Annotated in this window: 21 protein-coding genes; 12 read left to right on the top strand and 9 right to left on the bottom strand. The window is 64.9% G+C overall.

Going from position 1 to position 24,034, the window contains the following annotated elements; all coding sequences use genetic code 11:
* Positions 1-86 precede the first annotated feature (86 nt).
* Genes AWB65_RS04950 through AWB65_RS04940 form a run of 3 tightly spaced genes read right to left on the bottom strand, consistent with a single transcriptional unit; the run spans position 87 to position 2,301 of the window.
* Entirely contained in the window at positions 87-1,061 is a 975-nt protein-coding gene (locus tag AWB65_RS04950) for a quinone oxidoreductase family protein (protein WP_087666091.1), read from the bottom strand.
* A 31-nt stretch (positions 1,062-1,092) separates the two neighbouring features.
* Entirely contained in the window at positions 1,093-1,482 is a 390-nt protein-coding gene (locus tag AWB65_RS04945; protein WP_087656355.1) for a methylglyoxal synthase, read from the bottom strand.
* A gap of 39 nt (positions 1,483-1,521) precedes the next feature.
* On the bottom strand, positions 1,522-2,301 hold the full coding sequence (locus AWB65_RS04940; RefSeq protein ID WP_087666090.1) for an SDR family oxidoreductase: 780 nt from the start codon (positions 2,299-2,301) through the stop codon (positions 1,522-1,524).
* Between the two features lie 279 nt (positions 2,302-2,580).
* On the opposite strand from AWB65_RS04940, the gene upp reads away from it, so the two are divergent.
* From upp to rng, 9 genes are all read left to right on the top strand, one after another.
* Complete coding sequence (gene upp, locus AWB65_RS04935; protein WP_087656353.1) at positions 2,581-3,234, top strand: uracil phosphoribosyltransferase; 654 nt, start codon at positions 2,581-2,583, stop codon at positions 3,232-3,234.
* A gap of 378 nt (positions 3,235-3,612) precedes the next feature.
* Positions 3,613-4,341 (top strand): YebC/PmpR family DNA-binding transcriptional regulator, encoded by a 729-nt coding sequence (locus tag AWB65_RS04930; protein ID WP_087666089.1) that lies wholly within the window; start codon positions 3,613-3,615, stop codon positions 4,339-4,341.
* A 210-nt stretch (positions 4,342-4,551) separates the two neighbouring features.
* Positions 4,552-5,841: a phosphoribosylamine--glycine ligase gene (purD, locus tag AWB65_RS04925; protein WP_087666088.1), complete on the top strand. Its 1,290-nt coding sequence runs from the start codon at positions 4,552-4,554 to the stop codon at positions 5,839-5,841.
* 109 nt (positions 5,842-5,950) lie between these two features.
* Complete coding sequence (hemF, locus tag AWB65_RS04920) at positions 5,951-6,874, top strand: oxygen-dependent coproporphyrinogen oxidase (protein WP_087666087.1); 924 nt, start codon at positions 5,951-5,953, stop codon at positions 6,872-6,874.
* A gap of 16 nt (positions 6,875-6,890) precedes the next feature.
* Positions 6,891-7,631, top strand: a complete 741-nt coding sequence (locus tag AWB65_RS04915) for a nicotinate-nucleotide adenylyltransferase (protein ID WP_087666312.1) — start codon at positions 6,891-6,893, stop codon at positions 7,629-7,631.
* Between the two features lie 2 nt (positions 7,632-7,633).
* On the top strand, positions 7,634-8,077 hold the full coding sequence (rsfS, locus tag AWB65_RS04910; protein WP_087666086.1) for a ribosome silencing factor: 444 nt from the start codon (positions 7,634-7,636) through the stop codon (positions 8,075-8,077).
* A gap of 25 nt (positions 8,078-8,102) precedes the next feature.
* Complete coding sequence (gene rlmH, locus AWB65_RS04905) at positions 8,103-8,573, top strand: 23S rRNA (pseudouridine(1915)-N(3))-methyltransferase RlmH (protein WP_025527716.1); 471 nt, start codon at positions 8,103-8,105, stop codon at positions 8,571-8,573.
* Positions 8,574-8,646: 73 nt separating this feature from the next.
* Complete coding sequence (locus AWB65_RS04900) at positions 8,647-9,273, top strand: Maf family protein (RefSeq protein ID WP_087666085.1); 627 nt, start codon at positions 8,647-8,649, stop codon at positions 9,271-9,273.
* Between the two features lie 8 nt (positions 9,274-9,281).
* Entirely contained in the window at positions 9,282-10,751 is a 1,470-nt protein-coding gene (gene rng, locus AWB65_RS04895; protein WP_087656346.1) for a ribonuclease G, read from the top strand.
* A 12-nt stretch (positions 10,752-10,763) separates the two neighbouring features.
* Here the strand turns inward: rng and waaC are convergent, their stop codons facing one another.
* The 4 genes from waaC to AWB65_RS04875 form a co-directional block, all read right to left on the bottom strand.
* Entirely contained in the window at positions 10,764-11,741 is a 978-nt protein-coding gene (gene waaC / locus AWB65_RS04890; RefSeq protein ID WP_087666084.1) for a lipopolysaccharide heptosyltransferase I, read from the bottom strand.
* Positions 11,742-11,790: 49 nt separating this feature from the next.
* Positions 11,791-13,509 (bottom strand): lipid A export permease/ATP-binding protein MsbA, encoded by a 1,719-nt coding sequence (gene msbA / locus AWB65_RS04885; protein WP_200821671.1) that lies wholly within the window; start codon positions 13,507-13,509, stop codon positions 11,791-11,793.
* Positions 13,510-13,707: 198 nt separating this feature from the next.
* Positions 13,708-14,991 carry an O-antigen ligase family protein gene (locus tag AWB65_RS04880; RefSeq protein WP_087666082.1) on the bottom strand — a complete coding sequence of 428 codons (1,284 nt, stop codon included), beginning with the start codon at positions 14,989-14,991 and terminating at the stop codon, positions 13,708-13,710.
* Complete coding sequence (locus AWB65_RS04875) at positions 14,988-16,118, bottom strand: glycosyltransferase family 9 protein (protein WP_087666081.1); 1,131 nt, start codon at positions 16,116-16,118, stop codon at positions 14,988-14,990. The genes AWB65_RS04880 and AWB65_RS04875 overlap by 4 nt, the downstream gene beginning before the upstream one ends.
* A gap of 517 nt (positions 16,119-16,635) precedes the next feature.
* On the opposite strand from AWB65_RS04875, the gene AWB65_RS04870 reads away from it, so the two are divergent.
* Complete coding sequence (locus AWB65_RS04870; RefSeq protein WP_087666080.1) at positions 16,636-17,397, top strand: glycosyltransferase family 2 protein; 762 nt, start codon at positions 16,636-16,638, stop codon at positions 17,395-17,397.
* A 4-nt stretch (positions 17,398-17,401) separates the two neighbouring features.
* Here AWB65_RS04870 and AWB65_RS04865 read toward each other — a convergent pair whose 3' ends face one another.
* Together AWB65_RS04865 and dnaE are read right to left on the bottom strand one after the other, a co-directional pair.
* Complete coding sequence (locus AWB65_RS04865) at positions 17,402-18,472, bottom strand: glycosyltransferase family 4 protein (RefSeq protein WP_087666079.1); 1,071 nt, start codon at positions 18,470-18,472, stop codon at positions 17,402-17,404.
* Positions 18,472-22,026 (bottom strand): DNA polymerase III subunit alpha, encoded by a 3,555-nt coding sequence (gene dnaE / locus AWB65_RS04860; protein WP_200821670.1) that lies wholly within the window; start codon positions 22,024-22,026, stop codon positions 18,472-18,474. The genes AWB65_RS04865 and dnaE overlap by 1 nt, the downstream gene beginning before the upstream one ends.
* A 215-nt stretch (positions 22,027-22,241) precedes the next feature.
* Between dnaE and AWB65_RS04855 the strand changes: the two genes are divergently transcribed.
* Together AWB65_RS04855 and gluQRS are read left to right on the top strand one after the other, a co-directional pair.
* Positions 22,242-23,108 carry a sulfurtransferase gene (locus tag AWB65_RS04855; protein WP_087666077.1) on the top strand — a complete coding sequence of 289 codons (867 nt, stop codon included), beginning with the start codon at positions 22,242-22,244 and terminating at the stop codon, positions 23,106-23,108.
* Entirely contained in the window at positions 23,105-23,980 is an 876-nt protein-coding gene (gene gluQRS / locus AWB65_RS04850) for a tRNA glutamyl-Q(34) synthetase GluQRS (RefSeq protein ID WP_235007507.1), read from the top strand. The genes AWB65_RS04855 and gluQRS overlap by 4 nt, the downstream gene beginning before the upstream one ends.
* Positions 23,981-24,034: the final 54 nt, after the last annotated feature.

Here is a 24,034-nt window from a genome sequence, read left to right as displayed (position 1 = left end):
AAAAAAATGCCCACGACGTAGCTCATGGGCATTTCACGTAGCGAATTATGAAAACGGCGCCCGCTGCGCTTTCTGAGTATCAAACCTCAAGGCAGCAAAACCGTCGACCCCGTCGTCTTCCGCCCTTCGAGATCCGCATGCGCCCGCGCCGCTTCCTGAAGCGAATACTTCTGCCGAACGTTGGTTTTGACCTTCCCCGAGCCCACCACCTCGAACAACTCCGCCGCCATCGCATCCAGATCGCTGCGTTTCGCGATATAGCTGAACAACGTCGGCCGGGTAAAGTACAACGACCCGCGCCCGGCGAATTCCGACGAATCAATAGGCGGCAGCGGCCCCGACGAATTCCCAAAGCTCACAAAGAGCCCCAGCGGCGCCAGACAATCGAGCGACGCCGTATACGTATCCTTCCCGATCGAATCGTAGACCACTGGAACGCCCGCGCCGTTGGTGATCTCGCGCACGCGCTTCGTGAAGTTATCGCGCGTATAGACGATCGGGTAATCGCAGCCGTGCGCCTTTGCCAACTCGGCCTTCTCGTCCGAACCGACCGTACCGATCACCGTCGCGCCCAGCGCTTTCGCCCACTGGCACGCGAGCAAGCCGACGCCGCCCGCCGCCGCGTGGATCAACACCGTATCGCCCGCTTTCACGCGATACGTGCGCCGCAGCAGATACTGCGCGGTGAGCCCTTGCAGCATGATCGACGCGGCATCTTCATAGTCGATCGAATCGGGCAGCGCGACGACGTAATCCGCCGACATCACCCGCTCCTCCGCATACGCGCCCGGTGGCCGCGATGCATACGCCACGCGATCGCCCGGCTTGAATTGCGAAACGCCCTCGCCGACCGCCGTCACTTCGCCCGCGCCTTCCATGCCGAGGCCGCCGGGCAGCGGCATCGGATAAAGCCCGTTGCGGAAATACACGTCGATGAAATTCAGGCCCACCGCGTGATGCTTCACTCGAATCTCGCCCTTGCCCGGCTCGCCGACCTCCACGTCGACCCACTTCATCACTTCCGGGCCTCCGGTTTTGTCGAATCGAATCGCTTTTGTCATGGGACTCTCCGTTCGTTGTCTGATTGGCCGGTCACGCCGCGCGCGAAAAGCGCAGCTTGAGCTCGTCGAGGATCATGCGCGCCGTCGAGATGTTCGTCGCGCACGGGATGTTGTGCACGTCGCAGGCGCGCACGAGCGCGTTGATGTCGGGTTCGTGCGGCTGGGGCGTCATCGGGTCGCGCAGGAAGATCACGACGTCCACGCGCCCTTCCGCCAGTTCCGCGCCGATCTGCAAGTCGCCGCCGTGCGGGCCCGAGAGCTTGCGCTCAACCTCCAGCCCGTGCGCCGCCGCGATCCGCGAACCGGTCGTGCCGGTCGCGAGCAACTGGCATTGCGCGAGCGTATCGACGTATTCGCCCGCCAGCGCGACGATGTCGTCCTTCTTCATGTCGTGCGCGATCAAAGCGACGCGTGTGCTCATGAGGGTGTATCTCCTGTTTATGTTTATCGAGCGGGCCCGTTAGTACGTGCCCGGATAAGCCCCGCCGTCGATCAGCCAGTTCTGCCCGATCACGTACCCGGCGTGCACGCTGCACAGGAACGCACAGGCACGGCCGAATTCGTCGGCCGTGCCGAAGCGTCCGGCGGGCAGGCTTTTCACGCGGCGCGCACGCGCTTCCTCTAGCGTGATGTTCTCCGCCTTCGCCTGCGCCACGAGCGTGACCGCGATGCGATCCGTATCGAATGCGCCCGGCAGCAGGTTATTGATTGTGACGCCGGTCGAAGCAACCCTGCGAGCGACGCCCGCAACAAAGCCCGTCAGCCCTGAGCGCGCCCCGTTCGACAAACCGAGCACGTCGATCGGCGCCTTCACCGACGAACTCGTGATGTTCACGATCCGCCCGAACCCGCGGTCGATCATGCCGTCGATGGTCCGCTTGATCAGCTCGATCGGCGTGAGCATGTTGGCGTCGAGCGCCCTGATCCAATCGTCGTGCGAGAACTGGCGGAAATCGCCCGACGGCGGCCCGCCCGCATTGTTCACGAGGATGTCCGGCGACGGACACGGCGCGAGCGCCGCCGCGTGGCCTTCGGGCGTGGTGATGTCGCACGCGACCGCCGTCACGTCGACGCCGAACTTCGCGCGGATGTCGGCGGCAGTGGCTTCGAGCGTCTCCTTCGTGCGGGCGGTGATCACGAGATTGACGCCCTCGGCGGCGAGCGCTTCGGCGCAGCCGCGCCCGAGTCCCTTGCTGGCGGCGCAAACCAGGGCCGTGCGCCCCGCGATTCCCATATCCATCGTTGCTCCTTTCGGTTGACTTGTGGCGAGATGTCGATGCCGGGACGGACCCGTTCGCGCAATTCTAGAAGAATCGGGGCGCGGACGTTGGACGCATCCTCGACGCGTTGGCAGCCGTTCGTCGAATCTTGCCAATGGTCCATCCCAATTTCGGTAAACTGGCGGGATCGCCTAAGCGCGACGCATGTGCGCTCCAGGCGTCGACAGCATCACGGCATCGCAAGGCACGAGCGCCGTCGGCCGAACCTCACTTCCAGCAGCGCCTCGCGCGCGAATCCCATGAAACAGGACAGCCGTTTTCCGAATCTCTTCATCCTCGATCACCCGCTGATCCAGCACAAGCTCACCCACATGCGCGACAAGGACACGTCCACGCGCACGTTCCGCGAGTTGCTGCGCGAAATCACGCTGCTGATGGGCTATGAAATCACCCGCAACCTGCCGCTCACGACCAAACGCGTGGAAACGCCGCTCGTCGAGATCGACGCGCCGGTCATCGCCGGCAAAAAGCTCGCGATCGTGCCGGTGCTGCGCGCGGGCATCGGCATGTCGGACGGGCTGCTCGATCTCGTGCCGTCGGCGCGGGTCGGCCACATCGGCGTGTATCGCGACGACGACCATCGCCCGGTCGAGTATCTCGTGCGCCTGCCGCCGGACCTGGAGGAGCGCGTCTTCATCCTGTGCGATCCGATGGTCGCGACGGGCTATTCGGCGGTGCACGCCGTCGACGTGATGAAGCGGCGCAAGGTGCACGGCGAAAACATCATCTTCGTGGCGCTGGTCGCGGCGCCCGAAGGCGTGAAAGTTTTCTCCGATGCACACCCGGACGTGAAGCTGTACGTGGCGTCGCTGGATTCGCATCTGAACGACCATGCTTATATCGTCCCCGGCCTGGGCGACGCCGGCGACCGGCTGTTCGGCACCCGCAACTGAAGCTGGCCGAGGCTCATCCGCACGCGGGACGATTCCCAAATGTCCCGCGAATACCCCGCTTTCCGGCGTTTTCCGATTGTCCGCAGCCGTTTTTCGCGGCTGGCGGCGCCTTTCGGCATCGGGCGCCGTGATAAAATTTCCTTCTGCTCAATCTCGCGGCCGCAGGCGTTCCGCACAGGTATCAGTCCTGCCGGAAACGCCGCCAACCAAGCGGGAAGCAGCACCGCCGAGGCAAAAGCGGGCAAAACCCAGGCAAAAAGCACGCATCGATCGTCGCTTGCCCAAGCCGGTCGCATCAGCCGGTCGCATCAGCCGGGCGGACACATTGAAACAAGGCGCGCGGTTCATCGACCCTGCGCGCGGGACGGAGAAAAGGTAATGGCGGGTCATTCGAAATGGGCCAACATCAAGCATAAAAAAGCAGCGGCCGATGCGAAGCGCGGCAAGGTCTGGACGCGTCTCATCAAGGAAATCCAGGTCGCGGCCCGCATGGGCGGCGGCGACGCCGACACGAACCCGCGCCTGCGGCTCGCCGTCGACAAGGCGTACGACGCCAACATGCCGAAGGACAACATCAACCGCGCGATCCAGCGCGGCACCGGCGGCGTCGACGGCGCGAACTACGAGGAAATCCGCTATGAAGGCTATGGCATCGGCGGCGCGGCGATCATCGTCGACACGATGACGGACAACCGCACGCGCACGGTGGCGGAAGTGCGGCACGCCTTCTCGAAGTTCGGCGGCAATATGGGCACGGATGGCTCGGTGTCGTTCATGTTCGATCACGTCGGCCAGTTCCTGTTCGCGCCCGGCACGCCGGAAGACAAGCTGATGGACGCGGCGCTCGAAGCGGGCGCGGACGACGTCGTGACGAACGACGACGGCAGCATCGAAGTGATCTGCCCGGCGAACGATTTCCCGAAGGTGAAAAGCGCGCTGGAAGGCGCCGGCTTCAAGGCGGAACTCGCCGAAGTCACGATGAAGCCGCAGACGGAAGTCGAATTCAGCGGCGACGAAGCGGCGAAAATGCAAAAACTGCTCGATGCGCTCGAAAATCTCGACGACGTGCAGGAAGTCTATACAAACGCGGCGATCAACGACGCGTAATGGCGCTTGCGCGCGCATGGAACGGGTTTCGCTTGTCCGAACTGACCCGGATCGCGTGAGACGGAAATTGTTGCCGGAAGGTGCGTGACGCCGCAGACACTCGCGCGAGCCGCCTTCTCAATTAACCTTGTTCCAGCACCAACGGCAGCAACCCGCACCGTCGACTCGCGCGACGCCGCCACTGGCTTTTTAAGTATTTCGGGGATTCAAATGAAGTTACTCGTCGTCGGTTCCGGCGGTCGCGAACATGCTCTCGCCTGGAAGCTCGCGCAGTCGCCGCGCGTCCAGATCGTCTACGTGGCGCCCGGCAACGGCGGCACCGCGCAGGACGAGCGCCTGCGCAACATCGACATCACCGATCCGGCCGCCCTCGCGGATTTCGTCGAGGCCGAGCACGTGTCGCTGACGGTCGTCGGCCCCGAAGCGCCGCTCGCGGCGGGCATCGTCAACCTGTTCCGCTCGCGCGGCCTGAAGATATTCGGCCCGACGAAGGAAGCCGCGCAGCTCGAAAGCTCGAAGGATTTCGCGAAGGCGTTCATGAAGCGCCACCACATCCCGACCGCCGAGTACGAAACCTTCACCGATGCCGCCGCCGCCCACGCGTATCTCGACGCAAAAGGCGCGCCGATCGTCATCAAGGCCGACGGGCTCGCGGCCGGCAAGGGCGTGGTCGTCGCGACGTCGCTGGAAGAAGCGCACGCGGCCGTCGATTCGATGCTGGCGGACAACAAGCTCGGCGACGCCGGCGCACGCGTCGTGATCGAGGAGTTCCTGGAAGGCGAGGAAGCGAGCTTCATCGTGATGGTCGACGGCAAGCACGTACTGGCGCTGGCGTCGAGTCAGGACCACAAGCGCCTGCTCGACGGCGACCGCGGCCCGAACACCGGCGGCATGGGCGCCTACTCGCCCGCGCCGATCGTCACGCCGCAACTGCACGCGCGCGTGATGCGCGAAATCATCCTGCCGACGGTGCGCGGCATGGAAAGCGAAGGCATCCGCTATACCGGTTTCCTGTACGCCGGCCTGATGATCGACGCGCACGGCAACCCGAAAACGCTCGAATTCAACTGCCGCATGGGCGACCCGGAGACGCAGCCGATCATGGCGCGCCTGAAGGGCGATTTCTCGAAAGTGGTCGAACTGGCGATCGCCGGGACGCTCGACGGCGCGGAGCTAGAGTGGGACCGTCGTACGGCGCTCGGCGTCGTGCTCGCTGCGCACAATTACCCGGAGACGCCGCGAAAAGGCGACCGCATCAGCGGCATTCCGGCCGAAACCGCCAGCGCCGTGACCTTCCACGCGGGAACGACGCTCGCGGAGGGCAAGCTGACGACCAACGGCGGCCGGGTGCTGTGTGTCGTCGGATTGTCGGATTCGGTGCGCGGCGCCCAATCCGTGGTCTACGATACAGTGAACCAGATTTCCTTCGACGGCATGCAGTATCGCCGCGACATCGGTTATCGCGCGGTCAACCGCAAGCAGGCCGATCGCCACGGCTGAACGGACCGGTGGACGAGGCAACACTGCGCTGCCGGACCTTCGCGTCCGGCAGCGCGTTTTTAAGGGAACGCTTTAAAACCGCGCGCCCGTATCACGCAACGCAGCAACGATGACCGACACGACTCCCGACGTACAAGCTGTCCGCACTTACCTCACCGGCCTGCAGGCGCAGATCGCCTCGACGCTCGGCGACTTCGACGGCGCCGCGTTCGCCACGGATACATGGCAGCGCGGCCCCGAAGAGCGCCTGCGCGGCGGCGGCTGCACGCGGATTCTCGAAGGCGGCGCGTTTTTCGAGCGCGGCGGCATCGGCTTTTCGGACGTGTCGGGCGACGCGCTGCCGCCTTCCGCGAGCGCCGCGCGGCCGCAACTCGCTGGACGCGGCTTCGAAGCGCTCGGCGTCTCGCTCGTGATGCATCCGCGCAATCCGCACTGCCCGACCGTGCACATGAACGTGCGCCTTTTAATGGCGACGAAGGAAGGCGAAGCGCCGCTCTTCTGGTTCGGCGGCGGCATGGATTTGACGCCCTGCTATGGCTACGAAGAAGACGCGCAACATTTCCACCGCGTCTGCCGCGACGCGCTGGCGCCGTTCGGCGCCGATCTGTATCCGCGCTTCAAGACGTGGTGCGACGAGTATTTCTATCTGAAGCACCGCGACGAACGGCGCGGCATCGGCGGAATTTTCTTCGACGATTACGCGGAGCCCGGCTTCGAGCGCTCGTTCGCGATGATGAAAAGCGTCGGCGACGCGTTTCTGAAGGCGTATCTGCCGATCATCGAGCGCCGCCGCGACACGCCGTACACTGAAGCGGAGCGCGAATTTCAGGCGTACCGGCGCGGCCGTTACGTCGAATTCAATCTGGTTTTCGATCGCGGCACGCATTTTGGGCTGCAAAGTGGCGGACGCACCGAATCGATCCTGATGTCGATGCCGCCTGTCGCTAACTGGCGCTACAACTGGCAGCCGGAGCCGGGCACGCCGGAAGCGCGGCTATATACCGATTTCCTCGTGCCGCGGGATTGGGTGTAATGCGCTCGTGGCGCTTGTGCTTCAGGACGCCTACCCGACAAAGGATCGACCACTGAATTCGAATCGACTCTCTGCGCGACGCGTCGGCCTGCTCGGCGGCACGTTCGACCCGATCCACGACGGACACCTCGCGCTCGCGGCGCGTTTCGTCGACTTGCTGCAACTGACCGAACTCGTGCTTCTGCCAGCCGGCCAGCCGTGGCAAAAAAAGGACGTCTCGGCGCCGCAGCACCGGCTCGCGATGACGCGCGCGGCGGCGGCGTCGATGCGCTTCGAGGACGTCGAGGTGATCGTCGCCACCGATGAAGTCGAGCGCGACGGCCCGACCTACACCGTCGATACGCTCGCAAGCTGGCGCGAGCGTGAAGGCGCGGACGCGTCGCTCGCGCTTCTGATCGGCGCCGACCAGCTCGTGCATCTCGATTCCTGGCACGACTGGAAACGCCTTTTCGACTTCGCGCACGTCTGCGTGGAAACACGGCCCGGCTTCGACGTATCGACCGTGCCGGAAGCGGTGGCGGCCGAAGTCGCCGCGCGCCGCGCGCCGCCGTCCGTGTTGCAGTCGACGCCGCACGGCGGCTTTCTGATCGACGAGACGCTGGCGGTGCAAGTCTCGGCGACCGGCATCCGCGAAGCCGTGCGGGCGATGAGCCGCTCCTCACTCCAGTCCCACCCGGCGGACCACCCTGACGCGAGAAGCCAGGTCCCGCCCGCCGTGTGGGACTATATTGTTCAACATCATCTGTATCAACGGTAACTATGGAAATTCAAAAACTTCAACGCGCGATCATCGACGGTCTCGAAGACGTCAAGGCGCAGGACATCAAGGTGTTCAACACGACGCACCTGACCGCCCTCTTCGACCGTGTGATCGTCGCGAGCGGCACCTCGAACCGGCAGACCAAGGCACTCGCGAACAGCGTACGCGAGAAGGTCAAGGGACAGGGCGGCGACGTCGTGAGCACCGAGGGCGAAGAGGTCGGCGAATGGGTGCTGGTCGATTGCGGCGACGCCGTCGTGCACATCCTGCAACCCGCGCTGCGCCAGTACTACAACCTCGAAGAGGTCTGGGGCGACAAGCCGGTGCGCGTCAAGCTGCAGACCCAGAACACGTTTGGCGGCGCGCGCGCGAGCGAGCCTCTGGACGACGACGAGGACGACGCACCCGCCGCCCGGCCGGCCCGCAAGACGACGCGCCGCTAAGCCGCGTCCTCACGCGGCGCGCGTCATGAGACTGCATATCCTCGCGGTCGGACACAAGATGCCCGACTGGATCACGAGCGGCTTCGACGAATACGCGAAGCGCATGCCGCCGGAACTGCGCATCGAACTGCGCGAGATCAAGCCGGAGCAGCGCTCGTCGGGGCGCAATGCCGAGAGCGTGATGGCGGCCGAGCGGCAGCGCATCGAAGCCGCGCTGCCGAAGAACGCTCGCGTGATCGCGCTCGACGAACGCGGCCGCGACTGGACCACGATGCAGCTCGCCGGCGCCCTGCCCGGCTGGCAGCAGGACGGACGCGACGTCGCGTTCGTGATCGGCGGCGCGGACGGACTCGATCCCAACGTGAAGGCGCGCGCCGAAGTGCTGCTGCGCGTGTCGAGCCTCACGCTGCCGCACGGCATGGTCCGCGTGCTGCTCGCCGAACAGCTTTACCGCGCGTGGAGCATCACGCAGAATCATCCCTATCATCGCGCCTGAGATCACGCCAGAGACCCGACCTTCTCCCGTCGAAAGCGATCCTCGCGCCTCCCTTCCGAGACCCGCTTTCCTAATGACGACTTCTTCGCCGCTTCATCCCTTCGTGTATCTCGCGTCGCAGAGCCCGCGACGGCAGGAGCTGCTGCAACAGCTCGGCGTGCGCTTCGAGTTGCTGTTGCCGCGTCCGGGCGAAGACGCCGAAGCGCTCGAAGCCGAGCTTCCGGGCGAAGCGCCCGATGCCTACGTGCTGCGCGTCTGCGCGTTGAAGGCCGAGGCCGCGCACACGCGACGCGTAAGCGGTCATCACGCGGCCGCGCCGATCCTCGTCGCCGATACCACCGTTACCGTCGATGGCGCCATCATGGGCAAGCCCGCCGATGCCGCCGAAGCCGTCGCGATGCTCGAACGCCTGGCCGCGCGCGAGCATGAAGTGCTGACGGCGCTTGCCGTCGTCGATGCCGAGGGCGCGCTGCTGCCGCCCGCCTTGTCGCGCTCGAAAGTGCGCTTCGGCGCCGTCGATCGTGCTGCGTTGCAGCGTTACGCCGCGACGGGCGAGCCGCTCGGCAAGGCCGGCGCGTACGGCATCCAGGGACGGGCGGCCGAGTTCATCGAGCGGATCGAGGGGTCCTATTCGGGTATCATGGGTCTGCCCCTTTTCGAAACCGCAGCACTCTTGCGCGTGGCGCGCGTCGACTTCTAAAACAGGCCATGAACGAAGAAATCCTGATCAACGTCACACCGCAGGAAACCCGCGTCGCACTCGTTCAGCAAGTCGCCGTGCAGGAGCTTCACGTCGAACGCACGCTTTCGCGCGGGCGCGTCGGCAACGTCTATCTCGGCAAGGTCGTGCGCGTGTTGCCGGGCATGCAGTCCGCGTTCATCGACATCGGCCTCGAACGCGCCGCCTTCCTCCATGTCGCCGATATCTGGCATCCGCGCATTCCGGGCGTCTCGCATTCCAACACGCCGCATACGCCGATCGAGAAGATCGTGTTCGAAGGGCAGTCGCTGATGGTGCAGGTCGTGAAGGACCCGATCGGCACGAAGGGCGCGCGGCTGTCCACTCAGGTGAGCATCGCGGGACGTACGCTGGTGTATTTGCCGCAGGAACCACATATCGGGATTTCGCAGAAAATCGAGAGCGAGGCCGAGCGCGAAGCCGTTCGCGCGCGGCTCACCGCCGTGCTGCCCGCCGACGAGAAAGGCGGCTACATCGTGCGCACGATCGCCGAGGACGCGACGAGCGAAGAACTCGCCGCCGATGTCGCGTATCTGCGCAAGACATGGGCGACGATCGTCGCTCAGGCGCAGCGCGTGCCTCCGACCACGCTGCTTTATCAGGACCTGAACCTCGCGCAACGCGTGCTGCGCGATTTCGTCAACGATGAAACCACGCGCATTCAGGTCGATTCGCGCGAGACGTACCAGATGCTCGCCGACTTCGCCGCCGAGTTCACGCCAGCGGTGGCGTCACGCGTGCATCACTACACGGGCGAGCGGCCGCTCTTCGATTTGTACAACATCGAGGCGGAGATTCAGCGGGCGCTGTCGCGGCGTGTCGATCTGAAATCGGGCGGCTATCTGATGATCGACCAGACCGAAGCGATGACGACCATCGACGTCAATACGGGCGGCTACGTCGGGGCACGCAATTTCGACGATACGATCTTCAAGACAAATCTCGAAGCCGCGCACACGATCGCGCGGCAATTGCGGCTGCGCAATCTGGGCGGGATCATCATCATCGATTTCATCGATATGGAGAACGTCGAGCATCGCGATCAGGTGCTGGGCGAGTTGAAGAAGGCGCTGTCGCGGGACCGCACGCGGGTGACCGTGAATGGGTTCTCGCAGCTCGGGCTCGTGGAGATGACGAGAAAGCGCACGCGCGAATCGCTCGCGCATGTGCTGTGCGAACCGTGTCCGGTGTGCGAGGGCAAGGGGCAGGTGAAGACGCCGCGCACCGTGTGCTACGACGTGCTGCGCGAGATCATGCGGGAGTCGCGGCAGTTCAATCCGCGCGAGTTTCGCGTGGTGGCGTCACAGCAGGTGATTGACCTGTTTCTTGAGGAAGAATCGCAGCATCTGGCGATGCTGATGGATTTCATCGGGAAGCCGGTTTCGCTGCAGGTGGAGTCGAATCTGAGTCAGGAACAGTACGATATTGTGTTGATGTAGTTTGGCGCGCGCCTAAATAGCCGCGCCTCGCCCACTCACCCCCTCGATCGCCGCCAAAGCCTCTTCCACCGAAGGCGGCCGCCCGTCATCCCCGATCGACCGCACCACCCCGGGAATCTCCACGCCGAAGTGCGGCCGCGACGTCGCGGTGAAGATCATCACCGTCGGCTTGCGCAGCGCGGTGGCAAGATGCACGAGCCCCGTATCCGTTCCGACGACGAGCGCCGCCAGCTCCACATGCTGCGCGATCTCCTGAATCGACAGCTTCGGCAGCACCCTCGCGCCTTCCAGCCCTTGCGCGATCGCCTCCGCTTCACGCAATTCCCCCTCCGAGCCCCACGGAATCAGCGGCGTAATCCCACGCTCCAGAAGCGAGCGCCCCACCGCGGTCCAGTTGGCCGTCGGCCACTTCTTCTCATCCTTCGACGTCGCGTGAAACAGCAGCGCAAACGGCATGTCCTTCACCGCCTCGGGCTTCGCGGCTGGCTTCGGAATTGAGAAGACGGTAGGCGGGACGGCCTCGATCGAATAGCCGAACGTCTCGCTGAGCGTGCGGCGCATGCCTTCCCACGCGTTGGCATCGTTGCGCGGCGCGAATCGATGCGTGTAGGCGAACGCGGCGCCGCGCTCGCCCAGATTCACCGCCGAATAGCCGAAGCGGCGCTTCGAACGCGTCAAAAAGGAAATGATCGCACTCTTGTAGACGCCGTGAAGGTCCAGCACGGCGTCGTAACGCTCCTGCCGCAGATCCGAAATCGATGACCAGATCGCCGACAGATCGCCCAGGCTGCGCATCTTCTTGAAGCGTCGAAGCGGCGCGCACAACACGCGCGCGACGCCCGGGTTCCAGCGCGGAATGTCGGCGAAGGCGTCGTCGACGGCCCAGTCGATCGTCACGCCAGGAAACGCCCGATGCAGGTCGCCCACGACCGACTGCGCATGTATCACATCACCGAGCGAGGTGACCTTCACCACCAAAATTCGCTTCATTCTGCTGCCACGTTACGGGCGTGAGCCGCCCGGTTGATCAAAAGACGCCTCACGCCGCCTGCTGCTGATACTGAATCCGGTGCAGATGCGCGTAGAGCCCGTCGTGCTGTAGCAGCTCGGCGTGACTGCCCTGCTCGGCAATACGCCCCGCCTCCATCACGAGGATGCGGTCCGCGCGCTCGATGGTCGACAGCCGGTGCGCGATCACAAGCGTCGTGCGCCCCTTCATCAGCGTTTCGAGCGCGGACTGCACGTGGCGCTCGGATTCGGAATCGAGCGCGGAAGTCGCTTCGTCGAGGATCAGGATCGGCGCGTCCTTGTAGATCGCGCGCGCGATGGCGAGCCGCTGGCGCTGCCCGCCCGACAACCGCATGCCATTGCCGCCGACGAGCGTATCGACGCCGTCGGGCATCGCCGCGACGACATCCGCGAGATTCGCCGCCACGAGCGCCGCCTGCACGCGGTCGCGATCGGGCGTCGTGCCGTACGCGACGTTCGCCGCGATCGTGTCGTTGAAGAGCACGACGTCCTGGCTCACCATCGCGAGCTGGCTGCGCACGTCGTGCAGACTGTATTCGGTGAGCGGCACGCCGTCGATGAGCACTTCGCCCTGCGTCGGATCGAAGAAGCGCGGCAGCAGGTTGACGAGCGTCGTCTTGCCGCTGCCCGACGGTCCCGCGAGCGCCACCATCTCGCCCGGCGCGACCTTGAACGACACGCGATCGAGCGTCGGCCGGTCGGGCGAGCCGTAGCTGAACGACACCTCGCGGAACTCGACGTGACCCTTCGCGCGTTCGAGCGGACGGCCGCCGCCTTCCGGCTCGGCGGGTTCGTCGATCAGGCCGAAGATGAGTTCCGCCGCCGTCATGCCGCGCTGCATCGGCTGGTTGATGTCGATCAGGTGCTTGAGCGGCGAGATCACGAGCAGCATGGACGTGACGAACGCGACGAAGCCGCCGACCGTCGTCTGGTCGCTCGCCGATTGCACGACCGCTATCGTGATCACGATGGCGAGCGCGATCGACGCGAGAAACTGCGTGAGCGGCTGCGCGAGGCCGCCGGAGACCTGCATGCGCATCGAATAGCCGCGCAGGCGGTGGCTCATTTCGTTGAAACGGCCCATTTCGTAGGGCTCGCCGTTGTTCACCTTGACGACCTTGTAGCCGCCCACCGTCTCCTCGACGATGTACGACAGCTCGTTCGTGAGCATCTGATGCTCGCGGTTCAGGCGCCGCAGACGCCGGTTGATCTTCGACACGAGCCACCCGATGCCCGGCAGGATCACCGCGACGATGAGCGTCAGGCGCCAGTTGAGGATGAACAGATAGCCGAGCAGGAACACGACCGTGAGCGAATCGCGCACCAGCGTGACGATGACGCTGGAAAGCACCTGCAGGATCTGGTTGACCTCGAACACGATCGCGTTGATGACCGTGCTCGCCGTCTCGCGCTGGAAGAAGCCCGCGCTCGTGTGGATCATGCGTTCGAACATCTTGAGCCGCAGTTGCAGCAGGATCTTGTTCGACACGTACGAGAGCAGATACCCCGACGCATATTGCGCGACCCCGCGCACGACCGACAGCCCGATCACCGCCGCCGGTACGACCCAGATGGCCTTGTCGCTGCCCTTCGCGCCGAAGCCGTGGTCGAGCAGCGGCTTGAGCAGCATCGGAATGCCGGCCTCGCTCGCGGCGACGAAACCCATCGCGATGAGGCCGAGGATCACGATGCCCATCAGCGGCTTGATGTAGGGCCACAAGCGCCTCATCACGGCCGTAGGCGACGTGGTCTGGCCCGTGCCGATGGTCTTGCTCAGTGTCTGCTTCTCGCTCAAGTCATTCCTCTGTCGGTGCAGTGTGCGCGGCCAGGCGCCGCGCACATCCAGGCCGCGTGCGGCAACAATCCGCCATTGTAATCCGGTGCCGTGCGCCGGCTCATCAGGCAGCGCGGCGCTTCCCGGCAAGTCTCACGGCCCGGCGCGCGGCTTTGGCGGCGGCACGCGTCCGGCCAGCCGTTCGCCACGTCCCAACAGGAGGCCCGCGAAGCACCAGAAGGCAAGCGCGGTGGTCTGCCACATGAAGTCATCCGTGAAATTCTTCGCGACCATGCCACCGACGAGCGCAATGCCCGCCGCGCTCACCCACGGCACCGCGTGGCGCACCCGCCAGAACCGCACGACCAGCGCGCCGAGCAGCGCCAGTTCCAGCACCACGCCGATGATGCCCGTCTCCAGCCACGTATTCATGAACAGGTTGTGGGCGTGCGTGAGCGCCTGCGGCTCGGCGGCGAGCAGGCTCGGCGGAATCTGCGACTTGTACGCCTGCCCCGGCAGCGACTTGCCGAAGCCGACGCCCGTCCACGCGTGCGGCTCGCCCGCATGGCCGTAGAAGGCCCAGAGCCGCGGCCGCGTATCGGCGGACATGCTGTCGCGAATGCCTGTGAGGAACGAGGGCATCGGAATGTGCTCGCCATCGATCGTGATCGCATGCGGCGTATTCGGCGGCGGCGCGTGGGCGTAGCGCATGCGCGAACTCAGTTCGAGCGTGCCGATCGCCGCCGCGCCGATGATCGCCAGCGTCACCGCCGCAAGCACCATGTGGCGGCGATAGAGCGGAAAAAGCGCGATCGCGAGCGTCACGCAGGCGGCTGGCCAGAAGAAGCGGTTGAGCGTCGCGAGTCCGATGAAGAGCGCGAGGAGCACCCCGCTCACGCCCATCCAGCGCCAGCGCCGCTCGATCATGAGGCCGGTGAAGAGCGGCATCGCGAAGACGGCGATCGTGCTCGTGTGCCCGACGCGGTTGTAGTAATGCAACAGGAAGGTATCAGCCGTGGGCGGCTGGAGCTTGCCCCAATAAATGATGCTCGTCACCGCGACCAGCACGCACGCGACCCAGTGCACGGCGACGATGCGCTGTGGCCGTTCGAGCTGTGTCCCGACGAGCCAGAAGCCCAGGAACGAGACGAGCGGATAGAGCACTTCGTCGAGCCACGCGTGCATGCTCTCGTGCGGCAACGCCGACCACGATACCGACGCTAGCGACCACGCGCCCCAGCAGAAGATCGGCAGGACCAGCGGCCAGCGATACGCCGGCGGCCGCGCAAGCGAGCAGGCCGCCGCGAGCGTGCCGACGCCGAGCCAGCCGAGCGCGATGTTCTCGAGCGCCGTCATGTGGGCGAATCCCACGACGAACATGATCAGCGGACACGCCGCAAGGAGTACGCGCTCCACCCGCATGCACGCTTTTGTCATTGCACTCCCGTCAGGGCGGTCTGCAACGCGTTGCAGACCGCTTCAAGCGAAATCAGGCCCATGCAGTCCGCGTGATCGCCGCGCCACGCCACGCAGGTGGTCTCATTGCGGTCGCAGCGGCGCACCCACGCTACGTGCCGCCTGAAAATATAGGGCTCGTCGCGGCACGACATGTCCGCGATGGTAACCGGCACGAAGGGCGCCGCGCTCCAGTATTCGCCCGCGCCGTGGATCAGCGCGTTGCCGGGGCCGAACAGCGTGATCGTCGGCACGTCGATCAGGCGGCCGAGGTGCGCCACGCCCGTATCCGGGCAGACAATCGCCTTCGAGCCGGCATAGAGATGCCACAGCTCGCCGAGCCCCACGCGCCCCGCGAAGTTCAGATAGCGCGCGTCCGGATCGATCGCGCGGATCAGGTCGACCTCTTTCGGGCCGCCGCTCCACACCGGCTCGAAACCCTGCGACTCGACGAACGCCGCGAGCGCGCGCCAGCGCTCGTCCGGCCAGCGCTTGACCTCGGTGCTCGCGCCCGGATGCAGCACGACGTAGGGCCGCGTCAGCGCGGCGAGTTCGGGCAGGTCGGCGTGTGCGGGCGCGGGCCAGTCGCCCGGGCGATAACGCGGCGGCGGCGGGCCATCGACGAGTTCGGTCGCGAGATCCGCCCATGCCGCCGGCTCGGCGGGATACGGCCGGCCTTCGTCGAGCGGCCAGTTCTTCCATGCGGGAACGTCGCCCGCATGGCCGACGATCCAGCGGCAACCCGCCGCCAGCGCGAGCCACGCGTGCCGGTTGTCGCCCGCGACGATGCCGAGGTCGTACGGACCCGACGCGATGATCGCGCTGACGGTGGCGACGTCGCGCGGATCGAAGGGGATCACGTCGATGTCGAACGGACGGCCTGCGTAGAGCGGGATGATCGGCTTCGGACACGCCAGCACGATGCGCGCGCGCGGATATTGCCCGCGCAGCTTTGCAACGAGCGGCGTGAGCAGCAGCGTGTCGCCGAGCAAGAGATGATGAGCGATCAGGATGCGCTGCGGTTGCACCGGCTTGCGGCGCCACGGTTTGAGCGCAAGCCGGGGGAGCGCGCGGGCAATGATGCGAATGCGCCCGGGGAGTCGGCTCATGTTTCCTGAAATTCGATGGATGGACGGCGCGTTCGCGCCCGGCGCACGGCGGCCGCTGCGCCGAGTCCTTCGCTCGCCGGTTTGCCCGCGAGCGGAACGCGCCTGAGGCCGCGAGGTCCATGATCTTTTAGATAGTGCACAATGCCGATCGATTTCCAGTTGCGTTAGACGAGCAGTTCTTTTGATTATCTCGTTGATTCAAGATCTGGCATTGCAGAAGCACTTTCAGACCGCTAAAGACGAAATACTAGCCTCGCACCGGTTGTCCGGGATTGTGCACCGGTCGAGCGTGAGAAAGCGTAAGGAAGCGTGAGAAAACGTGCGGCCAATACAGAGAAGAGCAGCGGGTCTCGTGCGGGGAAGCGGCATACTGACGATCCTCTCCTCTTTCCCAACCTCGGCGACCGTGCACGACAACGAATGACGGAAGAACTTTCGATCGCGCTTCACCTTGTTATTTTCCATCGCTATTTTTGAACAATTATAACAACGCGCACGCCTTATTCGACCACGTTCCATGACCCAGCCTACCCTCGGCATCGCCATCATCACGTATAACGCGGCGGCCCGGCTCGCGCAGTGCCTGTCGGCCGTTTCGTTCGCCGACGAGATCGTCGTGATCGACGGCGGCAGCACCGATGCGACCGCCGGCATCGCCGAGGCGCATCGCGCGCGCGTGATCGAAGCGCGCGGCTGGCCGGGCTTCGGCCCGCAGAAAAACCGCGCGCTCGACGCGCTTTCCACCGACTGGGTGCTCTCCATCGACGCCGACGAAGTCGTCACGCCTGAACTGGCCGCATCGATTCGCGCAGCGATCACGGACCCGCGCGCCGACGTCTATTCGGTCGATCGGCTGTCTAGCTTCTGCGGCGTGTGGGTGCGGCACAGCGGCTGGTATCCGGACTGGATCCCGCGCCTCTTCAAACGCGGCACGGCGCGCTTTTCCGACGATCTCGTGCACGAGCGCCTCGTAATATCGACGGGAAAGCCGGTCGCGCGGCTCGAAGGCCGGCTCATGCACTACTCGTACGAGGATTTCGAGACGGTGTTGCGCAAGCTCGACGCCTATTCGAGCGCCGGCGCCGAACAGCGCCACGCGGCAGGCAAGCGCGGCAGCTTCAGCATCGCGGTGACGCGCGGCGCGTGGGCGTTCCTGCGGACGTACTTCCTGCGGCGCGGCTTTCTCGACGGCCGCACCGGCTTCATGATCGCGGTCTTCAACGCTCAAACGGTCTATTACCGTTTCCTGAAGCTCGCGCAACTGAACTCACCGCATTGAAGCGTCAGCGGCTCGCGTGGATGTCGTTCGCGAGAGCGAGCAGCTCCGCGACGTGCACGGAGACGTCCGCGTCGTAGAGAATTGCCTCGCGCGATACAGGTTCGCGCGAACGGGGCGTCTGAACCGCCTGCTCGACGACGCGGCGCAAATCGGCGGCGTCGCCGGGGCGGAAAATGTGCTTCGCGTAGTCAGCGATCGCGTCGCAGCAGCCGATGCTCTGCGGAAAGATCACCGGCGTGCCGCACATCACCGATTCCACTCCGACGAGCCCGAACGGCTCGTAGGTCGAGGCGAGGATCGTGAAATCGGCGGCGCGGTAGCAGTCCTCGATGTTTTTCGCGTAGCCGATATAGCGCACGCACGCCGACAGCTTGTCCGGCGCGCGCCCCGCGACGGCGACGACCACCGGCAGCGTCGTGCCGGCCAGCGCCTTTTCGATCAGCGGCAAGCCTTTTCGCACATGGCTGCTCGACGGAAACAGCAGCACGATTTCGTCGTCGGCGAAATTGAACTGCTTGCGCAGTTGCGCGCGCGTCGGAGCATCGACGGGGGAAAAGCGCCGGCTGTCCACCGGCGGATACAGCACGCGAATTTTCCGGTCGTCGATGCCGTAGAGCGTGCGCAGTTCGTCGCGCATCAGCTTCGAATGCGCGACGATCACACGCGCGTCCCGATACTGGCGCTTCTCCAGCGCGACCTGCCGGCGATCCGACTGCTTTTCGCGCCGCCCGGTGGCCTTCAGAAAGCCGATATGCGTGCCGCCGCAAATCGCGATCTCCGACGATTCCACCCGATTGCAGCCGATCAGCACGTCCACCTGCGCCTTGCGGCGCGCGCGCCTGAGCGCCCAGGAGAACCACGCGTCGCGAAATTTACCGGGCAGCAAGCCGACCTTGATCCGGTGCGCCTCGACAAGCTGCGCCTCTGGCAAGGACGCGTCGATTTTGCGCGCGAAGAACGCGGGCTTGCGGCTGCCCGTGAAGCCGGCTTCCGCAAGGCCGCGCACGAGGTCCATCGCGTAGCGTTCGAGGCCGCCGCTCAAGCGCAGCGCGTTGGCGGAGATGCCGAGTCGCATCAATAGACGATCTCGATCGAGCTGCCGGCGAATTCGCCGCGCAGCGCCGTGATGAGATCGTCGGTGGGCTTGACGCGCCAGGCATCGCCGAGTCGCACTTCGCCTTCGGCGTGCTCGCTGCGATACACGATGCTCACGTTCAGGCCGCTCGGAATGTGCACCGGCTGGCGCTGTCCCCGGCCGAAGTCGCGCTCCCCGCGCTGGCCGCCGCGCGAGGGCATCGGCGCGGGGGCACTCGCCGGTTCGTCGGGCCCGGCGCAATGCGCTTCGAGCACGCGTTTCAGGCGCAGCGCGTCGGCGTTGCCGTTCATTTCGAGCTTCACCGCCTGCGCATAACGGCTGCGCGCGCGTTCGAGATCCATCGCCGATTCGACCGTGAAGCGAATCCCGCCCGTGAACGCGTCGTTGCGCGCCTGGCCTTGCACGACGAGCAGCTCGTCTTCCTTGAAGAGCGCCTTGTTGGCCTCGAACTGCTCGTTGAAGACGGTGACTTCGCACTGGCCGGTGCCGTCGTCGAGATTGACGATCAGCATCTTGCCGCGCTGGGTCATCTGCGTGCGCATCATCGTGATGACGCCCGCAACGAGCTTGTCGCGCCCTTCCTTCAGTTCGCCGATCTTCTGGCGCACGAAGCGGCGCACTTCGGACTTGTAGGCGTCGAACAAATGGCCCGACAGGTAGAAGCCGAGCGCTGTCTTTTCTTCCTGCAGGCGCTTCTTGTCAGACCACGCGGGTTCGTCGACGAGTTCGTGGCCCTGCTGCGGATGGTCGCCCATATCGAAGAGACCGGCCTGCATCGCGTTGGCGGCGGCCTGATCGGCGGCTTCCATCGCGAGCGGAACGGACGCGATCAGTTGCGCGCGGTTCTCGTGCAGCGCGTCGAACGCGCCGGCGCGGATCAATGCCTCGACCGTGCGGCGGTTCACGACGCGCCGGTCGACGCGCATGCAGAAATCGAAGAGATCGGTGAAAGGCGCTTCCTCGCGCACGCGCAGGATTTCTTCGATCGCGTTCTGGCCGCTGCCCTTCACGGCACCGAGGCCGTAGCGAATGGTTTTCGAGCGCTTGCCGTCGGCTTCCGCGACCGGCTCGAAGCGATACGCCGACTGGTTGATGTTCGGCGGCAACACCGACATGCCGTTGTTCAGGCAGTCCTCGAACAGGATCTTGACCTTGTCGGTGTCGTCCATTGCGAGCGACATGTTGGCCGCCATGAATTCGGCCGGATGGTGCGCCTTGAGCCACGCCGTGTAGTAGGCCAACAGCGCGTAGGCGGCCGCGTGCGACTTGTTGAAGCCGTAGCCCGCGAACTTTTCCATCAAGTCGAAGATTTCGTCTGCTTTCGTCGCCGTCAAACCGTTGACCGCCGCGCCCTGCCGGAACAGCTCGCGATGCTGCGCCATCTCCTCGGCCTTCTTCTTGCCCATCGCGCGGCGCAGCAAGTCGGCGCCACCGAGCGAATAGCCGCCGATGATCTGCGCCATCTGCATCACCTGCTCCTGGTAGACCATGATGCCGTAGGTCTCTTTCAGGACGGGTTCGACGCGCGGGTCTGGATATTCGACTATCTCGCGCCCGTGCTTGCGCGCGCAGAAGCTCGGAATCAGGTCCATCGGACCCGGCCGGTACAGCGCCACGAGCGCGATGATGTCCTCGAAGCGGTCAGGCTGCGCGTCCTTCAGCATGCCCTGCATGCCGCGGCTTTCAAGCTGGAACACGGCGACGGTGTTCGCTTTCTTGAGGATGCTGAACGAAGCGGGATCGTCGAGCGGAACCTGCGCGAGATTCCAGTTTTCCTTCGACGGATCGAGCCGGCGGATATAGCGCTCCGCCCAATCCAGGATGGTGAGCGTGGTCAGACCCAAAAAGTCGAACTTGACGAGGCCGACGGCTTCGACGTCGTCCTTGTCGTACTGGCTGACGACGCCGCCGTCCTCGCCCTGCGTGTAGAGCGGACAGAAATCCGTGAGCTTGCCGGGCGCGATCAAGACACCGCCCGCGTGCATGCCGACGTTGCGCGTCAGGCCCTCGACACGCTGCGCGAGCTCCAGCAACTGATGCACTTCGTCTTCGTTGTCGAAACGCTCCTGCAGCGCGGGCTCTTCCTTCATCGCGTCGGCGATGGTGACGTGCTTGCCCGGCTTGAACGGAATCAGCTTCGCGATGCCGTCGGTGAACATGTAGCCGAGATCGAGCACCCGGCCGATGTCGCGCACCGCCGCCTTCGCCGCCATCGTGCCGAAGGTGGCGATCTGCGAGACGGCGTCCGCGCCGTACTTCTGCTTCACGTATTGAATGACGCGGTCGCGTCCTTCCTGACAGAAGTCGATGTCGAAGTCGGGCATCGACACGCGTTCCGGGTTCAGGAAACGTTCGAACAGCAGGTTGTAGCGCAGCGGATCGAGATCGGTAATGCCGAGCGCGTACGCGACGAGCGAACCCGCGCCCGAGCCCCGCCCCGGGCCGACCGGCACGCCATTGTTCTTCGCCCACATGATGAAGTCGGCGACGATCAGGAAGTAGCCCGGAAAGCCCATCTTGATGATGGTGTTGCATTCGAAATCGAGCCGCGCGTAATAGGTTTCACGCTGTTTCTCGCGTTCGGCTTCGTCCGGATAGAGCTGTTCCAGGCGCACTTCGAGACCGTCCTTCGACAACTGCACGAGGTAGTCGTCGAGCGACATGCCGTCGGGCGTCGGGAAGAGCGGCAGCTTCGGCTTGCCGAGTTCGAGCGTGAGATTGCAGCGCTTGGCGATCTCGACCGTATTCGCGATCGCCGACGGAATATCCGCGAACAGCGCGCACATCTCGTCCTGTGTGCGGAAAAACTGGTCCGTCGTGAAACGCTTCTGGCGACGCGGATTCGCGAGAATGTCGCCTTCCGAGATGCACACGCGCGCTTCGTGCGCGGTGAAATCGTCGGGCGTCATGTATTGCAGCGGATGCGTGGCGACGACCGGCAGCTTCAGCTTCGCCGCGAGCGCGACCGCCTGTTGGATGTACGTCTCCGCGCCCGGCTGCCCGGCACGCTGCAATTCGATGTAGAACGCGTTCGGAAAAAGCTTCGCCCAGCGCTCGGCGTTGCGTTGCGCGGCCTGGTCGTTGCCGGCGGCGAACGCCATGCCGATATCGCCCTGCTGCGCGCCGGAAATCGCGAGCAGGCCCTCGGCTAGGCCGCCTTCCAGCCATTCGAATTCGACTTCCGCGCGCCCACGATACTGATTGGTGAGCCACGCGCGACTCAGCAACTCGCACAAATTGAGATAACCGACCTTGTCGCGCACGAGCAAAACGAGGCGCGACGGTTTGTCGCGATCGGCCGGATTCGTGATCCAGACGTCACAGCCGGCGATGGGTTTGACCCCTTTGCCGCGCGCTTCCTTGTAGAAGCGCACGAGACCGAACGCGTTGCCGAGATCGGTGAGCGCGAGCGCGCCCTGACCATCTTTGGCAGCGGCTTTGACGACGTCGTCCAGACGCACGATGCCATCGGCAATCGAGAACTCGGAGTGGACGCGGAGATGAACGAAGCGGGGATCTGACATGGGCGATATTGTACATGCCCCTCTTCGCGAAATTCCCGCTCGCGCCCGCGTTGGCCGATCGGACAAGGCCGCGCTTTGTCTTGAAAATGGCCGGAGAAGCAAGCACCACGGGGTGCGGCGAATAGGCCGATCGGCCGATCCGGGCACCTGAGCGGTTTGCGGGATAATACGGGTTTCGCGAGCCGCCGGACTGTCTGGCTTCGCCGGTTTTCACAGCAACCTACATGAATATCCTCAACCTTTCCGCCTACAAATTCGTGACCATCGACGACTGCCCCGCGTGGCGGCCGCTCGTCACCGAGCGCTGTGCCGCGCTCGGCCTGAAGGGCACGATCCTGCTGGCCCCGGAGGGCATCAACCTGTTTGTCGCGGGCGGAATAGAAAACGTCCGCGCGTTCATCGACTACATTCGCGGCGATGCCCTCTTCGAAGGCAAGTTCGCCGATCTGCAGTTCAAGGAAAGTGTTTCCGAAAAGCAGCCGTTTCGACGGATGCTGGTGAAGCTCAAGCGCGAAATCATCACGATGAAGAAGCCCGCGATCCGGCCCGAACTCGGCCGCGCGCCTTTCGTCGACGCGCCGACGCTAAAAAGCTGGCTTGATCGCGGCCATGACGACGAAGGCCGCCCCGTCGTCATGCTGGATACGCGCAACGCGTTCGAAGTCGACGTCGGCACGTTCGACAACGCGCTTGACTACCGCATCACGAAATTCAGCGAGTTTCCGGAGATGATCGAGCAGAATCGCGCCGATCTGGAAGGCAAGACGGTCGTGTCGTTCTGCACCGGCGGGATTCGCTGCGAAAAAGCGGCGATCCATATGAAGGAAGTCGGCATCGATCACGTGTATCAGCTCGAAGGCGGCATCCTGAAATACTTCGAGGAAGTCGGCGGCGCGCATTACGACGGCGAGTGCTTCGTGTTCGACTATCGCACGGCGCTGAACCCGAACCTCGAGCCGACGGCGACGTCGCAATGCTTCGGCTGCCGGGCGGTGGTGAGCGTGGAGGATCAGAAGTCCGAGTTCTATGTGCCCGGCAAGACGTGCCCGGCGTGTCATCCGGACGCTCGCGGGGAGTCACGCGCGGCGTGAGCGGCTATCGCGGACGATTCGCGCCCTCGCCCACCGGGCCGCTGCACATCGGCTCGCTCGTGAGCGCGCTGGCAAGCTGGCTCGACGCGCGGGCGCATCGGGGCGCGTGGATCGTGCGGATCGAAGACGTCGATGGTCCGCGCACCGTGCCCGGCGCCGCCGACGACATTCTCGCGACGCTCGCGCGCTTTCACATGCACTCGGACGAACCACCCGCGTGGCAGAGCCAACGCGACGAGGCCTACGAAGCGGCGTTCGGACGCTTGCAGGCGGCAGGCTTCGTTTATCCCTGCGGCTGCACGCGCCGCGAAATTGCCGATTCCCTTCTGAATACGCACATGCGGCACGCGACGCTCGCGTATCCGGGCACTTGCCGCGATGGTCTGCACGGCCGCGCGCCGCGCGCTTGGCGGCTGCGCGTGCCCAATGGCGTGGCGGCGCGCGTGAGTTTTGTGGATCGCTGGCAGGGCGCGCAGTCGCAGGATCTGGCGACCGAAGTCGGCGATTTCGTGCTCAAGCGCGCCGATGGACAGTGGGCGTATCAACTGGCGGTCGTCGCCGATGATGCGGAGGCTGGCATTACGCATGTCGTGCGGGGCGCCGATCTGCTCGATTCCACCGCGCGGCAGATTTATCTGCAGCAGCGTCTCGGCGTGGCGACGCCCGCGTATCTGCATGTGCCGCTCGTCACGAACGACGACGGCGAGAAGCTCAGCAAGCAAACGGGCGCTACGGCGCTGAATCTCGACGATCCGCTCGCGACGATTTCCGACGCGGCGCGATATCTGGGGATCGGAGCGGTCGCGGTTCGCACGCTCGATGAGTTTTATTCGGTCGCGACGGGTGAATGGGCGAAGCGGTTCTGTCCGTAGCCGATGGAGGCGTCCGGAACAGACCGCCGCTGCATTTCGCAAACGCGTCTTCGC

Source organism: Caballeronia humi (genome assembly GCF_001544475.1).
Lineage (GTDB): Bacteria > Pseudomonadota > Gammaproteobacteria > Burkholderiales > Burkholderiaceae > Caballeronia > Caballeronia humi.
Note: the sequence above shows the minus strand (reverse complement) of the source record. Positions and strands in the feature narration are given on the sequence as shown.